The following is a 14,536-nucleotide window of genomic DNA, read 5'->3' on the forward strand; positions in this document are numbered from 1 at the left end:
TTGCATCGCGCCCCACCCCTAGGCATGGTCGCGCCATGGAAACATCGGCCTCCCTCGAGATCGCCAGGCATACGCTGCTTTCCTGCGGCCTCGTTCTGGCGGTCGGCACGCTGACCGCGTTGTTGGCACAGAAAATCAGGATTCCCGACGTCGCGCTGTTCCTCTTGGCCGGCATTGCGGTCGGCCCGCAGGCGCTGGGGCTGATCGACATCAGAGCAGATTCGGCGCTGAACCAGATCATGCTGCTGTTCGGCGCAAGCTATATCCTGTTCGACGGCGGCGCGGCGCTACGCCTCGATGTCCTGAAGCGGGTCTGGATCACCATCGTGCTGCTCGCGACCTTCGGCGTTATCGTCACCGCCGTAATCACCGGCCTTGCTGCCCATTACATCCTCGGCATTCCCTCACTGGTGGCGCTGCTATTGGGCGCGACGCTGGCCTCGACCGATCCGGCCACGCTGATACCGATTTTACGGCAGATCGACATCCGCGATCGGGTGGCGCAAACCGTGATGAGCGAGTCCGCGTTCAACGACGCCGTCAGCGCGATCCTCACCTTCACCGTGCTGGCGGCGGTGGTCGGCAACGAGCAATTCTCGCTTTCCGTAGCCCTGTTCGACCTCGTCAAGCAGTCCGCGATCGGCATCGTCGCCGGCATTCTGCTCGGCTACCTCGCCGCGCTGCTGATCGCGCATGAGCGCTGGGCCTTCCTCGCCGAATATGCACCCGTCGTCACGGTGGTCGCCGTGATCGGCGCTTACTTCGCGGCGACCGGCCTGCAGGCGTCCGGCTTCATGGCGGTGTTCGTGTTCGGCATCATGCTCGGCAACAAGGAACGTTTTGGTTTCCAGATGGAAGTGGGCGAAGCGCAAAAGCTCGCCGAATTCGTGCTGACCACGGCCTTCGTGATGCGGCTGTTCGTCTTCATCCTGCTCGGCGCGCAGGTCGATTTCGCGCTGATGGGCCGCTACTGGCTTGGAGGTGCTGCCGTCGTCTCAGTGCTTATGCTGGTGGCGCGGCCGGCCACCGTGTTCCTGTGCGCGCTTGCTGATCGCCGCGCGCGCTGGAGTTTTGCCGAACTGCTGTTCATGTGCTGGACCCGCGAAACCGGCGTGATTCCGGCGGCCTTGGCCGGCCTCCTGCTCGGCATCAAGGCGCCCGGCGCGCAAATGATCGCCTCCGTCACCTTCATCGCGATTTTGATGACGATTCTGATCCAGGCGCCGACCACGGAATGGCTGGGACGCAGACTCGGACTGTTAAAAGACGGCTGACGACAAAAGCTTCCGGATCAGCGATTTCGTCGCGCTTCGTCCCACCATTGGCACACGCCGGCCATGCGGTTGTAGTTGCCTTCGATGACCTGAACGGGGGCGCGACGAGAACCAACCTCCGGCGCGGCCGAGGGCGGCGCGCCGATATCCTCGAACAGGCCCTTGTGACCCCAGAAGCTGGCGACGCTCGCCATCTCCGCCGGTGGCGTCGCATCGTCAACATCTTTGCCGCCCCAGCCGCACTCGACATAAATCTCGGACGGCGTGCGCATGTAATACGACGTCATCAGGTCATTGGAATGGCGGCCGATGGTGGAGACGATTTTCTCAGGCGCATTCTGCAGCAGGTCAAAGCCCTGGCCGACGTCGTCAAGCAGATAGTACTCGACGAGCAGGTGATGCATGCTGCGCACTGGTGCTGCGACCAAAGCGACGCTGTGATGGCGCGGGTTGACGTGCAGGAAATAGGCTTTCAACGGGGCTACGATGAAGTCGCTGATGCGAAATCCGAGCAGGTCCTTGTAGAAGGCCAGCGCGGCGTCGATGTCGGGCACGGTCAGAAGGGTGTGGCCCATGCCCTGCGGGCCGGTGCGGAAGCCGGAAATGTCGCGGCTCGGCTTGAAAGGGGCGTCGGCGATCTGGGCGCCGTGGAAGGCTTCCAGCCGGTTGCCGGCAGGATCGGCGAAGGAAATCAGGCCGGCCACGCAGCGCTGGTCGGCGAGGTTAGCGGGTTCGCGCTTCACGGCGACGCCGGCGGCTTCGAGGCGGGCGGCGAGCTGATCGAGGGCCGCGGCGTTGGCGACTTCCCAGCCGAAGACCTGAGTACCGGGCTCGATGGCGCGATCAATGAACAGGCGCTGCTTGCGGTCGTCCATGCGGAAGGCGCGCATCGAACTGGCGCGGTCCACCGGCTGCATGCCGACCGTCGATGTCGCGAAGGCGGCCCAGTCGTCGAGATCAGACGACCCTACGCCAAGATAACCAAAGGCCTGGATTTCCATGTGCCTTCCTCCCTCGTTTTCCCGGCAAAGCTAGGAAACGGCGCGTCCCAATGCAATCAGAGAATATTGGGGCGCGGCTTCGGCCCATGACACGCCAATACGCCTGGAACCCGCGCTACCCCGCCCTTGCCGCGCGCCGCAGCGATTGCGGCGGCTGACCGAAGGCGCGGATAAAGGCGCGGCGCATCCGCTCGGGGTCGCGGAAGCCGGTTACCTCCGCTACCCGCTCAATCGCTTCGCTGGAGGATTGCACGCGCTGGCGGGCCACTTCGATGCGCAGCCGCTCGACCGCCTTCGACGGCGTGGTGCCGGTTTCGGCGATGAAGGCCCGCGCGAAATGCCGCGAGCTCATGCCGGCCTGCTCGGCGAGATCCTCCACCGTCAGCGGCGCATCGAGATGCTCCCGCGCCCAGCTCAGCAGAGCGCCGAAACGCCCCGAGGGCGCCTTCAATTCCAAGAGCGAGGAGAATTGCGACTGGCCGCCGCTGCGACGGTGATAGAGCACGAGTTGCCGCGCGGTCTTTTGCGCGATCTCCTCGCCAAAATCCTCCGCGACCAGAGCCAGCGCCAGGTCGATGCCGGCGGTGATCCCGGCCGAACTCCAGATGTTGCCGTCGCGGACGTAGATGCGGTCGGGTTCCCATTTCACTTGGGGAAAGCGGCCAAGGAATTGCCCGGTGCGCTGCCAATGGGTGGTGGCGCGGCGGCCGTCGAGCAGGCCGGCCTCGGCGAGCAGATAGGCGCCGGAGCAGACGCTGGCGACGCGGACCCCGCGCTTCGCGACGCCCCGCACGAATGCCAGCGTCTTCTCGCATGTCGCCGCGGCATCCACGCCCTCACCGCCGGCAATGATCAAGGTGGAGATCGTCCCCGATGGTTTGAAATTTCGCGCGAGCATCTCGACGCCCGAGGAGCTGCGCACCGGGCCCGGTGTTGCCGCCACGACCTTGATCGACGGCGACTGACCGGCATAGCGCGCGGCGATCTCGAACACCGAGATTGGACCTGCAGCATCGAGCAACTGGAAATCGGGAAAGACGAGAATGCCGATCATGTCTTGGGTCATGTCCGAAATTAAGGGAAATATGGCATTTCGGACGACAGACGATCATGGCAGGATGCGCGCGTCAAGTGGTCGGCCGGTCTGGCGCGTGCACGACCAGTCTCCACACGCACAATCGTCATGCCCGGGCTTGACCCGGGCATCCATCTTGCTTCGCGTGAATCCTTGCGAAGCGGATGGATTGCCGGGTCGAGCCCGGCAATGACAACAGGGTTTGTTGTCGCCACCGCAAAACCTCGAAAGGCTTTTCCCATGTCCGCACCGCTCCAGATCGGTCTGATGATCTTCCCCAAGGTGACGCAGCTCGACCTCACCGGTCCGGTGCAGGTGTTTTCCAGCGTGCCGGGCGCGCAGGTGCATCTGATCTGGAAACGGATCGAGCCGGTTCCGAGCGATTCCGTGCTGACATTGACGCCGACCACGACGTTTGCGGATTGCCCGCAGCTCGACGTGATCTGCGTGCCCGGCGGCGTCGGCACCGACGACATGGTCAATGACGCGGAGATGCTCGCCTTCCTGCGCAAGCAGGCCGAGGCCGCCAGATACATCACCTCGGTGTGCACGGGATCGCTGGTGTTGGGCGCGGCCGGGCTCCTGAAGGGCTATCGCGCGGCGACGCACTGGACGGCGGTGGATTTTCTCAGCGAGTTCGGCGCGATTCCGGCCAAGACGCGGGTCTGCGTCGACCGCAACCGCATCACCGGCGGCGGCGTCACCGCCGGAATCGATTTCGCGCTGACGCTGGTATCGATCATGGTCGACCGGAAAACCGCGGAGGCGATCCAGCTGCGGCTCGAATACAATCCGGCGCCGCCGTTCAACTCAGGCTCGCCGGACACCGCGCCGGCGGAGATTCTCGCCTTGATGAAAGAGAGAATCGCGCCGGCGCAAGCGCGCCGAAGCGAGGCCATCCATCGCGCCGCCGCGCGGCTGAACGACATCGCCCCGGCGGGATGACCAGCATCCGCTCGAAGAAAAAGGCCGCCCGGTTTCCCGGACGGCCTTTCCTGTCCTACGGCAGCTGCAACATTTGACGGGCGATCTCGGGACATCCGCACCGGGGGCCTATCTCCCAGCCGTATCCTGATCGGCAGCCGCTGCATATCGGGGCAGTCGCGATTCTGTTGCCCGATCCGACGCGATGGTTTCCCATCTCCGTAAGATGTCCCCATTGAGCCGCGATAAGGCGCGGCGCGCAAGCACGCCGCGGCAAATGTCCCCGCTGATCCCGTTATCCACAGGGTATCGAGCGCGCCGGCCTCAGGCCGCCACCACCCGCTTGGCCGGCTCGACCGCGTCCGAGGGCCGCGCCGGCTTGCTCAGCATCGTCACCTCGGAAAAACCCACGGCTTTCAATTGATCGCACATCACGGCGCGGGCATCTGGAGCCATCGAGACATCCGGCACCACCACGGCGCGCGCCCGAGCGGTCAGTAGTTCCGCCGCCAGGTCCGAGGCGGTGCCGGCGTCGAGCAGCACATGGTCATAGACCCGCAGCAGGGCATCGATCGCCAGCGTCAGCCGCGGCGATTGCAACAGCGTGCGGTCAAAGCCCGGGCGCCCGGCATTGACGAGATGAACCCGCGACAACCGGTCCTTGGTGATCACCTGCGAGAACGACGCCTCGCCCTGCATCAATTCCGCAAGTCCCGGCGCGGCCGGATCGACCGATATCGCCGCAATCGTCGGCGACGCCGCCGACAAGTCGACCACCACGACCCTTGCATCGCGCGCCATCAGGCGGGCCAGCGTCAGCGCCGTCAGCGTAATGCTCTCGCCCGCTGCGGTGCCGAGGATCGTCACCTTGCGCGCCGCGTCGCCCGCGTCGCGCAGGTCCCCGGCGAGTTGCTCGATTTCGCTCAGTTCGCTCGGAATGTCCGGACGCGGCTCGCCCCTTGGTTCCCTCCGCGGTTCGTCAAACGCCGGCGCGGGACCGGCGGCGAATGCGGGTTCGGCCGGCGACTGCACCGGTGCCGGCGTGGAGGTAAATGCCGCCACGGCGCGCGGCGCGGTGATGCGCAACAGTTCGCCGGTCACGACCATGCCCGCGCTCAGCAACAGGGTCGCCAGCGTCGCGATCAGCACGATCGGCAGCTTCTTCGGATAGGCCGGCGCGTTGGACACGGTGGCGCGCGAAATCACGCGGCCGTCGGCGGGCGCCGCATCGATATTCTCGCGGGTATTGGCCTCGCGATATTTTGCCAGATAGGATTCCAGCAGGTCGCGCTGCGCCTTCGCCTCGCGCTCCAGCGCGCGAAGCTGTACGTCGTCGCCGTTGGTCGAGGTCGCCTGCTTCTTCAACTGCTCGAGGCTGGCGCTGAGGCCATCGACCCGGCTGCTGGCGATGCGGGCGTCATTGTCGAGCGAGCGCGATATCTTGCTCGCTTCGTCGCGAATCTGGCGGTCGAGATCGGCGAGTTGCGCCTTCAGCTCCTTGATGCGCGGATGGTTGTCGAGCAGTGTCGAGGACTGCTCGGCGAGCTGGCCGCGCAGCGTGACGCGCTGCTCGGACAGCCGCCGGATCAATTCCGAATTGACGACTTCCGAAGCCTCGATCGGCTTGCCGCTCTGCAGCATTTCACGGATCAACCGCGCCTTCGACTCGGCGTCCGATTTCAGCGCGCGGGCATTGTTCAACTGCGTGTTGAGCTCGCCCATCTGCTGGTTGGACAGCGTAGTGTTGTTGGTGCCGACGAACAGGCTCGATTTCGAACGAAAAGCCTCGACGCGGGATTCGTCCTCCGCGACCTTCTTGCGCAGATTGTCGATCTCGCCCGACAGCCACTGGCTGGCGGATTTCGCCTGCTCCTGGCGGGCATTCTGCTGCAACACCAGATAGCCTTCGGCGATCGAGTTGGCGACGCGCGCGGCCAGATCCGGATCGCGCGACTGGAATTCGATGACGATGACGCGCGATTTATCGACTGCATAGGCGGTGAAGCGGTCGTAATAGGCGTCCAGCACGCGCTCTTCCGGCGTCAGCGAGAACGGGTCGCGGCCGATCCCGAACAGCGCCAGCAGCGATTTCACCGGCGACAGCCCCCCCAGCACGGGATCGAATTCGGGCAGTTCGGCGAGCTTGTTCTTCTTGATGATGTCGCGGGCGAGATCGCGCGACAGCAACAGCTGGACCTGGCTGGTCACGGCCTCGGCATCGAGCGCGGTGCGCTCCTCGTTGCGTTCGCCGTTCGGCCGCAGGAACACGTTCTCGCGCCCGTCGACCAGGATGCGCGCCTCGGACTTGAAGCGCGGGGTCACCAGATTGACGGCCGCGATCGAGATTACCAAAGCGAGCAAGGTCGGACCGATGATGAGGCCGCGCTTGCGCAGCAGCGCCCGGCCGAGCACGCCGAGATCCAGATCGCCCGACGGCGCGGCGGCCACAGGTTTCGCACTGGACGGCGCCGGCCTTGCGGCCGCGCGCTGCACTACCGGTTTTTCCTTGGCTGCTTCGTCCTTGCCAGAACGCCAGAACGCCAGACGCATCGCACACTCCCGCAGACGCCACTCACCTACTTGGACTTCGCCGATTACACTCCATTAAGGTTGCCGCCGGGTTAATTGCGCGGATTTGTTGCCGGCACGATCGGCCCGACCGCGGCGGTCATGCTTTGTTAACCATGCAAGTCCTTAATCGGAATCAACACTTCCGCTTGGGTTGTCCGATGCGAGGCGCGCGCGCCGCTATGGTCTGTCTGTTCGTCGCGCTCGCTCAGCCGGGCTGCATGCGCTCGGTCGCACCCGTCGTCGTCCGGCCGCGTGGCGAGTGCTGGTTCTGATCATGTCGATGACGCCGGAGACGCCAGACCAGCCGCTTCGTATCCTGCACGCGGTGCGCGCGCCGGTCGGCGGCATCTTCCGGCATATTCTCGATCTCGCCAATGGACAGGCCGACCGCGGTCACGACGTCGGCATCATCGCCGACAGCCTGACCGGCGGCGAACGCGCCGAGGCGGCGCTGAAGGAGATCGCCCCCCGCCTCAAGCTCGGTGTCCGCCGCATCGCGATTCACCGCGAGCCCCATCCCGCGGACTTTCTGGTCTGGGCGCAATTCATGTTCCTGGTCCGAAAACTCAAGCCGGACGTGCTGCACGGCCACGGCGCCAAGGCCGGCGCCTTCGTGCGACTGCGACAGCATTCGAAAACCAGGATTCGCGTCTACACACCGCACGGCGGCTCGCTGCACTACCCGCTGGATACGCTCAAGGGCGCCTTCTACAGCCGCCTCGAGCGCACGCTGATGAATTCGACCGACCTGTTCCTGTTCGAAAGCGCCTTTGCGCGCAACACCTATCAGCGCACCATCGGCATGCCCGAAGGCCTGGTGCGCTGCGTCTTCAATGGCGTCACCGCGGACGAATTCGATCCCGTCGTCAAGGCAACCGACGCCACCGATATCGTCTATGTCGGCGAGTTCCGGCACATCAAGGGCGCCGATCTCCTGATCGACGCGGTGGCGCGGCTCAATGCCGACGGCAAGAAGGTGACGCTGACGCTTGCCGGCGACGGCGAGGAAATGGCCGCGCTGAAGGCCCAGGTCCAGAGGCTCGGTCTCGGCGAGAAGGTCCGCTTCATCGGCCACGTCAAGGCCCGCCACGGCTTTTCCAAGGGCAGCGTGCTGGTGGTGCCCTCCCGCGGCGATTCCATGCCCTATGTCGTGATCGAGGCTGCGGCAGCGGGCATTCCGATGGTGGCCGCCAATGTCGGCGGCATCCCCGAAATCTTCGGTTCCCACACCGATGCGCTGTTTGCACCCAATCTCGTGGGCGCGATGGCGGACGCGATCGAGACCGCGCTGGAGGATCCCGAAGCGGCGGCCCAACGTGCAAAATCCCTGAGGGAGCGCGTGCTGATGCATTTTTCGCAGAAGGCGATGGTCGAGGGGGTGCTGGCGGGTTACCGCGACGCGTTTGCCGATCGTTAACCATTCCTTACCAACGATAACCGTTTCTTCCGATTTGTCCGTTAAGCCGGTGGCCAGGGAATTCCGCCTCGGCGCGCGCATGCCTAGATGCCGGGGCGAGACACGGATTTGGGAACAGTGGAACAGATCAACGCACGATCGATGCTGGATGCCGCCGCGGCGGCCTCCGCGCAGCGCCAACCGATCGAACGACGCCGACGGTTGTCGCCGGCGGCGCTAGCCGTCACCAACCAGAAGGTGCGCCGCGCCTATTCGCCGATCGTGATCGCGGGCGCCGTGCGCGTGGCCGATTTCGTGCTGCTCAGTCTCGTCGGCATCGCGCTCTATTTCGGCTACGTGACGCGGCTCGCCGGCTTTCATTGGGAATATGTCGGGGCGATCTTCGCCATGGCGGCGGCCGCGGTCGTTTGTTTCCAGGCAGCCGATATCTACCAGGTCCAGGTGTTTCGCGGTCAGCTCCGGCAGCTGACGCGGATGATCTCGTCCTGGGCTTTCGTGTTCCTGCTATTCATCGGCGCGTCCTTTTTCGCCAAGCTCGGCGGCGAAGTTTCGCGGCTGTGGCTGTCGGCGTTCTTCATCATCGGCCTCGCCGCGCTGATCGGCGAACGGCTGTTCCTGCGCTCGCTGGTGCGCGGCTGGGCGCGCGAGGGCCGGCTCGACCGCCGCACCATCATCGTCGGCTCCGACCAGAACGGCGAGCAACTGGTCGGCGCGCTGAAAGCCCAGGACGATTCCGACCTCGACATCCTCGGCGTGTTCGATGACCGCAACGATGCCCGCGCGCTCGATACCTGCGCGGGTGCGCCGAAGCTCGGCAAGGTCGACGACATCGTCGAATTCGCCCGCCGCACCCGGATCGATCTCGTGCTGTTCGCGCTGCCGATCTCGGCGGAGACGCGAATTCTCGAGATGCTGAAGAAGCTGTGGGTGCTGCCGGTCGACATCAGGCTTTCCGCCCACACCAACAAGCTGCGCTTCCGCCCGCGCTCCTATTCCTATCTCGGCAAGGTACCGACGCTGGATGTGTTCGAGGCGCCGATCACCGACTGGGACCTGGTGATGAAGTGGCTGTTCGATCATGTCGTCGGCGCCATCGTGCTGCTGCTCGCCTCCCCGGTGATGGCGCTGGTCGCGCTCGCCGTCAAACTCGACAGCCCGGGCCCGGTGCTGTTCCGCCAGAAGCGATTCGGCTTCAACAACGAGCGCATCGACGTCTTCAAGTTTCGCTCGCTCTACCACGATCAGGCCGATCCCTTGGCCGCCAAGGTCGTGACCAAGAACGACAGCCGCGTCACCCGCGTCGGCCGCTTCATCCGCAAGACCAGCCTCGACGAGCTGCCGCAGCTCTTCAACGTCGTGTTCAAGAGCAATTTGTCGCTGGTCGGGCCGCGTCCGCACGCCGTGCAGGGCAAGTTGCAGAGCCGGCTGTTCGACGAGGCGGTCGACGGCTATTTCGCCCGCCACCGCGTCAAGCCCGGCATTACCGGCTGGGCGCAGATCAACGGCTGGCGCGGCGAGGTCGACAGCGAGGAGAAGATCCAGAAGCGCGTCGAGTTCGATCTCTACTACATCGAGAACTGGTCGGTGCTGTTCGATCTCGTGATCCTGCTCAAGACGCCGATGGCGTTGATGACCAGGAACGAGAACGCCTACTAGGGCTGTTCGCTCGGGCGTCTTGCCATGAGTTGCGTTGCGTGAGTGTGTGATGGCGTATGCGGCGACAGCCGAGGGTTTTCCTTCCGTAACGGCTGCGCCCGGCGTGCTGGCGCTGCAGCGCGCGCTGGTATGGCTGGTCGGGGCAAGCGGCGCGATCGTCTTCATCGAACCGAGCCCGTATGAGCTGGTGACGCTGGCGGCGACGGTGATTTTCGTCGCGACGGGCCTTCGGTTGCGGCTGGTATTCATGCCGCTGTTGCTGCTGCTGGTCCTGCTCAATGTCGGCTATTCGATCGGCGCGATTCCCTTTATTGACGAATCGCCGGTCGCCAACTGGATCGCGACCTCCTGGTACATGGCTGTCACCGTGATGTTCTTCGCCATGGTGATCGCCGAGGACACCGAGGCCCGGCTCGACATGCTTCGCCGCGGCCTGATCGTCGGCGGGATGATCGCCGCCATATCGGGAATCGCCGGCTATCTCAACCTCGTTCCGGGCGGGTACGATCTCTTGACATTGTACGACCGCGCCCGCGGCACCTTCAAGGACCCGAACGTGCTCGGCGCCTTCCTGATCCTGCCCGCCTTGTTCGCGCTGCAGAGCGTCGTCACCGATCGCTTCGCCAAATCGTTCCGCAGCACGGTTGCGCTCGGCGTGATGGCGCTGGCGATCCTGCTGGCGTTTTCCCGCGCGGCATGGGGCGGGCTGGTGCTGACATCCGCCTTCATGCTGGCGCTGATGGTGCTGACCAGCACCTCGCACAGCCAGCGCTCGCGCATCGTCGTGATGTCGGTCGTCGCCGTGATCATCGTGGTGGCGCTGCTCGGCGTGCTGCTGTCGTTCGATTCGATCCGCGAGATGTTCAACCAGCGCGCCAGCTTCGACCAGAGCTATGACGAGGGCCGCTTCGGCCGGTTCGGCCGCCACGTCCTCGGCGCGCAGATGGCGCTCGACCTGCCGTTCGGCATCGGCCCGCTGCAGTTCCACAATTATTTTCCCGAGGACACCCATAACTCCTATCTGAACGCCTTCATGTCGGGCGGCTGGATCTCCGGCGTCTGCTACCCGGCGCTGGCGTTCATCACCGTCATCCTGGGCTTTCGCCACGTCTTCGTGCGCGTGCCCTGGCAGCGCGCTTATCTCGCGATCTTCTCGGCCTTCCTCGGCACCGTCGGCGAAAGTTTCGTGATCGACACCGACCACTGGCGGCATTTCTTCATGATGCTGGGCGCGATGTGGGGCATGTTCGCCGCGGCGCAGCCCTACAAGGCGATTGCGACCCGCGACGAGTTCGACGCCGTATAAGCTCGCGCTTCTATTGCTCGACCGCAAACGTCAACCCCGCACGATCGACGAGCCGCTTGATCAGGGGTTCCCGCATCGCAGCGCCGGGCGTCCAGATACCGGCTGGAACGTCCGGCGTGTCGCGCAGCAGGCAGATCGCGCATTCCGACATCATCTTCGAGGTCGAGCCGTAGCCGGGATCGCGGTCGCCTTTCACCGCAACACGGATCTGCTTGCCGTCAGTCGCGATGCCGACGAATAGCAGGTCATAGAAGCCGTTCTCGCGTTCTTCCTTCGACGGCCCGTCGCCCGGCTTCAGTCCGCCGCCGCTCATCCTCTCGGCATTGACGGCTGCCACCAGGCGCTTGGCGTTGGCTTCACCCTGCTCTCCCGACCCTGTCAGGACCATCTCGTCATAGACGAAGTCTTTGCCGTACGGAAAATTCATCAGCATATTGGAGCGATGCACATTGCGGGTGTTGATGGTCGCCATCACGAAGGGCGCGGTCCATTGGCCGAGGTCCTCGTCCAACGCCGGCTTGTTGGCTCGCGGCTGTTTTGGGCCTTCGAAGCCCGGCGTCAATACAAACGGATTTTGCAACTGCGCAACCAGACTGAGGTCTTTCGCCGCGGCGGCGAATGTCGCCTTGAAGCTCGCCGCGGTGCCACCCGAGATTGTCGTACTCATACCGCGGATACGGGTTTTGACCCGGCTGACCGGCGCACCGAGAACCTTCCTGGCTGTCTCCTCGCAGAAGAACACGCCGAGTTCGAAGGGCAGCGAATCAAAGCCGCAGGAGAACATGATCCGCGCGCCGCTCGCTTTCGCCGCCGCCTCATGCGCATCGATCATCTGGCGCATCCACACCGGTTCGCCGCAGAGATCGAAATAGTCGGTGCCGGTGGTGGCGCAGATCGCGACGAGTTCGGAGCCATAGAGCTGATAGGGACCGACGGTCGCGATCACCGATTTGGTCTGGTCGACCATGGCCTGCAGCGAGGCGGGATCGCCGGCGTCGGCAACGAGCAGGAATGTGTCGGCCGGCGCGCCGATCGCGTCGCGCACCGAAGCCAGTTTTGCCAGGCTGCGTCCGGCCATTGCCCATTTCGGCGCGCCCTCGCCGGTGTAATGCGCGGCCAGATATTCGGCGACGAGCTGCCCGGTGAAACCGGTCGCGCCATAGACGACGATGTCGAACTTCGACGAAGATTTCATTTTTGGTTGCTCTGGAATTGTCTGTTGGCGTTGCAATTTCTTCCCGTCATTGCGAGGCGCGAAGCGACGAAGCAATCCATTCTTTCTTCTTGCTGCGACATGGATTGCTTCGCTTCGCTCGCAATGACGGTCTATTTCTTCCCATAGGAGGCGCCCATGCCGGCGCGGACGTCGCTCTGGATTCCATAGGGTGCGATCGGGTAGCGCAGGCCGTTCTTGGCCAGCGCCTTCATGCCGGTGATGGCTTTGGCGAGATGCGCGGGCTGCAGCGCCATCAGCATCTCCTCGTCCGGCACGCCGCCATAACGCCGCTCGGCGAAGCATGGCAGCGACAGGCTGGGCTCGCCGGTCTTCAGCGCCCGCCCCCAGGAATCGGCGCAAGCGGTCTCGCCGACCACGCCCCATTCGAATTTCCTGTAGCCGGTATATTGCACGCCGTTGATCAGGATGATCATCTGCCCCGGCGTCGCGTAGACGAGACAAATATCCGGCGGGTTCAGCCGGCCGCTGGCAAGCGGGCTCACCGCCAGCGCCTGATATTTGCCGAAGGGAACGACGTCGAGCGCCTCCTGACGCTTGCGCGCGTCCTCAGCCGTCCCGTGCCAGACGCCGACGTAAGCTTCGCCCGCGAGCCATTTGTCGTCCGTTGGCGCAAGCCCGATCACGGCGCGACACTGCGCGCCGACGAGATCGTCCGAGGTGATGCCGACGGTCCAGCCGAGCCGCGAGGCCATGCTGACGATCTGGTCGGTGGTGTGAACCGCGGTCGGACGCCGGATTTTCGGGATCGCCGTCATCTCCCCGACATCAGCGAACATCTTCATGCCGATCACCGTGGTCTTCAGGCGAAGCAGGCTGTTCAGGTCGGCCACCATGGCGGAAAAATCGAATTTTTCGTCGCTCGCTACGGCTTGCTGCATGAACTAGCCTCCCTTTAGTTTTCCGGCGCCGATCCTAGCCGGTTTATGCACCCGGTGCGACCGGCGCATCATGATGGATTTGGTCCCGGAAACAGCTCGCCGGTTTTGCCCGAGATGCGATAGGCCACAAGTCCCATCCATTCGCGCATGGCGACGTCGATGCCATAAAGGCCGTCGACCGAGAAATTGTGCAAGCCCAGCAAATCGGCGCGGCCGCCGACGCGCCAGTCGACCGGATAGGGCTCGACCGCAAATCCCTGCTGACGGAACACGCCGACCGCCCGCGGCATATGATAGGCCGATGTCACCAATAGCCAGCGCTCGCCCTGCTTCGGCGCCGCCAGCGCCCTGGCGTAGACGGCATTCTCCTGGGTGTTGCGGGCGCGCCGTTCCATCATCAATCGCGTTTTGGAGACGCCGAGGCTCTCGAACACCTCGGAGGCGTAATCGGCCTCCCTCGCTTCGCCGGAGATCAAATTCGCGTTGCCGCCGGTGTAAATGATGCGCAAGTTCGGATAGCGGCGGGCAAGTGCCGCGGCGGCGATCAGGCGATCGGCCGAGGCGCTGACGACAGGGGTACCGTGCGCGGCCGACAGATCGGGATCGATCGGTCCGCCCAGCACGACGATGCCGTCGGGCGCGCCCTTCGACCCATCCCAAGGGGAAAAGCGCGCCTCCAGCGGATAGAGCAGCCAGTTTCCGATCGGGGAAAAGCCTGCGACCACGAGCAGCACCACGACGGCGGCCAGCAGCCTGCGGCCGAACTGCGCCCATCGGCTCGCCAGCAGCACCACGCCGAGTGCGCCCGCGCCGAGCAGGAAGTTGGTCGGCAGCAGCATGATGCCGAGGGTTTTGGAGAGGACGAAGAACAAGGGGTATTCTCTTTCGGGTGCGGAAACCTCTACGATTTGCGCTGACCGTCATACGCGGGCTTGACCCGCGTATCCATCTCTCTTCGCGACAACCTCTATTCGAAAAAGATGGATTGCCGGGTCGAGCCCGGCAATGACAGAGTGTGAGCACGAACCCGGCAAGAAAGTGCTCCCCATGACGCATCATCACCTGCATTCCAGCCCCGAAACCTGCCACTGGGGATTCTTCGAAGCGAAACTGAAACCTGTCCTGTCCATCAAAAGCGGCGATGAGGTGACCATCGACACCATCAGCGGCGGCCCTGACGTGGTGCCCGACCGCAAG

General features: G+C 64.4%; 11 protein-coding genes and 1 pseudogene. 6 read left to right on the forward strand and 6 right to left on the reverse strand.

What is annotated here, in order from left to right:
• The first annotated feature begins 35 nt into the window (after nucleotides 1–35).
• A complete protein-coding gene (locus VK804_RS16685; protein WP_325372174.1) occupies nucleotides 36–1,274 on the forward strand; it encodes a sodium:proton antiporter in 1,239 nt (412 codons plus the stop codon).
• 17 nt (nucleotides 1,275–1,291) lie between these two features.
• Here the strand turns inward: VK804_RS16685 and VK804_RS16690 are convergent, their stop codons facing one another.
• Both VK804_RS16690 and VK804_RS16695 read right to left on the reverse strand, forming a co-directional pair.
• Complete coding sequence (locus VK804_RS16690; protein WP_325372176.1) at nucleotides 1,292–2,275, reverse strand: VOC family protein; 984 nt, start codon at nucleotides 2,273–2,275, stop codon at nucleotides 1,292–1,294.
• A 115-nt stretch (nucleotides 2,276–2,390) separates the two neighbouring features.
• Complete coding sequence (locus VK804_RS16695) at nucleotides 2,391–3,329, reverse strand: GlxA family transcriptional regulator (RefSeq protein ID WP_325372192.1); 939 nt, start codon at nucleotides 3,327–3,329, stop codon at nucleotides 2,391–2,393.
• Between the two features lie 261 nt (nucleotides 3,330–3,590).
• On the opposite strand from VK804_RS16695, the gene VK804_RS16700 reads away from it, so the two are divergent.
• Nucleotides 3,591–4,295: a DJ-1/PfpI family protein gene (locus VK804_RS16700; protein ID WP_325372178.1), complete on the forward strand. Its 705-nt coding sequence runs from the start codon at nucleotides 3,591–3,593 to the stop codon at nucleotides 4,293–4,295.
• Between the two features lie 303 nt (nucleotides 4,296–4,598).
• Here the strand turns inward: VK804_RS16700 and VK804_RS16705 are convergent, their stop codons facing one another.
• Nucleotides 4,599–6,824 (reverse strand): exopolysaccharide transport family protein, encoded by a 2,226-nt coding sequence (locus VK804_RS16705; RefSeq protein ID WP_325372180.1) that lies wholly within the window; start codon nucleotides 6,822–6,824, stop codon nucleotides 4,599–4,601.
• Nucleotides 6,825–7,125: 301 nt separating this feature from the next.
• On the opposite strand from VK804_RS16705, the gene VK804_RS16710 reads away from it, so the two are divergent.
• From VK804_RS16710 to VK804_RS16720, 3 genes are all read left to right on the forward strand, one after another.
• Nucleotides 7,126–8,262, forward strand: coding sequence for a glycosyltransferase family 4 protein (locus VK804_RS16710; RefSeq protein ID WP_325372195.1), 1,137 nt, complete (start codon nucleotides 7,126–7,128; stop codon nucleotides 8,260–8,262).
• A 117-nt stretch (nucleotides 8,263–8,379) separates the two neighbouring features.
• Nucleotides 8,380–9,918, forward strand: coding sequence for an undecaprenyl-phosphate glucose phosphotransferase (locus VK804_RS16715; protein WP_325372182.1), 1,539 nt, complete (start codon nucleotides 8,380–8,382; stop codon nucleotides 9,916–9,918).
• A gap of 49 nt (nucleotides 9,919–9,967) precedes the next feature.
• Nucleotides 9,968–11,224, forward strand: coding sequence for an O-antigen ligase family protein (locus VK804_RS16720; RefSeq protein WP_325372184.1), 1,257 nt, complete (start codon nucleotides 9,968–9,970; stop codon nucleotides 11,222–11,224).
• A 10-nt stretch (nucleotides 11,225–11,234) separates the two neighbouring features.
• On the opposite strand, the gene VK804_RS16725 is transcribed toward VK804_RS16720, so the two are convergent.
• The 3 genes from VK804_RS16725 to VK804_RS16735 all read right to left on the reverse strand — a co-directional run bounded on the left by VK804_RS16725 (nucleotide 11,235) and on the right by VK804_RS16735 (nucleotide 14,211).
• Complete coding sequence (locus VK804_RS16725) at nucleotides 11,235–12,419, reverse strand: saccharopine dehydrogenase family protein (RefSeq protein WP_325372186.1); 1,185 nt, start codon at nucleotides 12,417–12,419, stop codon at nucleotides 11,235–11,237.
• A 131-nt stretch (nucleotides 12,420–12,550) separates the two neighbouring features.
• The gene (locus tag VK804_RS16730) at nucleotides 12,551–13,339 is read right to left on the reverse strand and encodes a DUF169 domain-containing protein (protein WP_325372188.1); all 789 of its coding nucleotides are present in this window, start codon (nucleotides 13,337–13,339) and stop codon (nucleotides 12,551–12,553) included.
• Nucleotides 13,340–13,407: 68 nt separating this feature from the next.
• A complete protein-coding gene (locus VK804_RS16735) occupies nucleotides 13,408–14,211 on the reverse strand; it encodes a YdcF family protein (RefSeq protein WP_325372190.1) in 804 nt (267 codons plus the stop codon).
• 175 nt (nucleotides 14,212–14,386) lie between these two features.
• Between VK804_RS16735 and VK804_RS16740 the strand changes: the two are divergent.
• Nucleotides 14,387–14,536 (forward strand): annotated as a pseudogene (locus tag VK804_RS16740) (amidase); the annotation flags it as partial.

Origin of the sequence: Bradyrhizobium sp. (genome assembly GCF_035484855.1) — a bacterium.
Classification (GTDB): Bacteria; Pseudomonadota; Alphaproteobacteria; order Rhizobiales; family Xanthobacteraceae; genus Bradyrhizobium.

What these genes read in the sequence shown, in the direction of transcription:
- VK804_RS16710 (WP_325372195.1), top strand. Translation starts at nt 7,126, where the DNA reads ATGACGCCGGAGACGCCAGACCAGCCGCTTCGTATCCTGCACGCGGTG.
- VK804_RS16725 (WP_325372186.1), bottom strand. Translation starts at nt 12,419, where the DNA reads ATGAAATCTTCGTCGAAGTTCGACATCGTCGTCTATGGCGCGACCGGT.
- VK804_RS16700 (WP_325372178.1), top strand. Translation starts at nt 3,591, where the DNA reads ATGTCCGCACCGCTCCAGATCGGTCTGATGATCTTCCCCAAGGTGACG.
- VK804_RS16720 (WP_325372184.1), top strand. Translation starts at nt 9,968, where the DNA reads ATGGCGTATGCGGCGACAGCCGAGGGTTTTCCTTCCGTAACGGCTGCG.
- VK804_RS16730 (WP_325372188.1), bottom strand. Translation starts at nt 13,339, where the DNA reads ATGCAGCAAGCCGTAGCGAGCGACGAAAAATTCGATTTTTCCGCCATG.
- VK804_RS16685 (WP_325372174.1), top strand. Translation starts at nt 36, where the DNA reads ATGGAAACATCGGCCTCCCTCGAGATCGCCAGGCATACGCTGCTTTCC.
- VK804_RS16705 (WP_325372180.1), bottom strand. Translation starts at nt 6,824, where the DNA reads ATGCGTCTGGCGTTCTGGCGTTCTGGCAAGGACGAAGCAGCCAAGGAA.
- VK804_RS16695 (WP_325372192.1), bottom strand. Translation starts at nt 3,329, where the DNA reads ATGATCGGCATTCTCGTCTTTCCCGATTTCCAGTTGCTCGATGCTGCA.
- VK804_RS16690 (WP_325372176.1), bottom strand. Translation starts at nt 2,275, where the DNA reads ATGGAAATCCAGGCCTTTGGTTATCTTGGCGTAGGGTCGTCTGATCTC.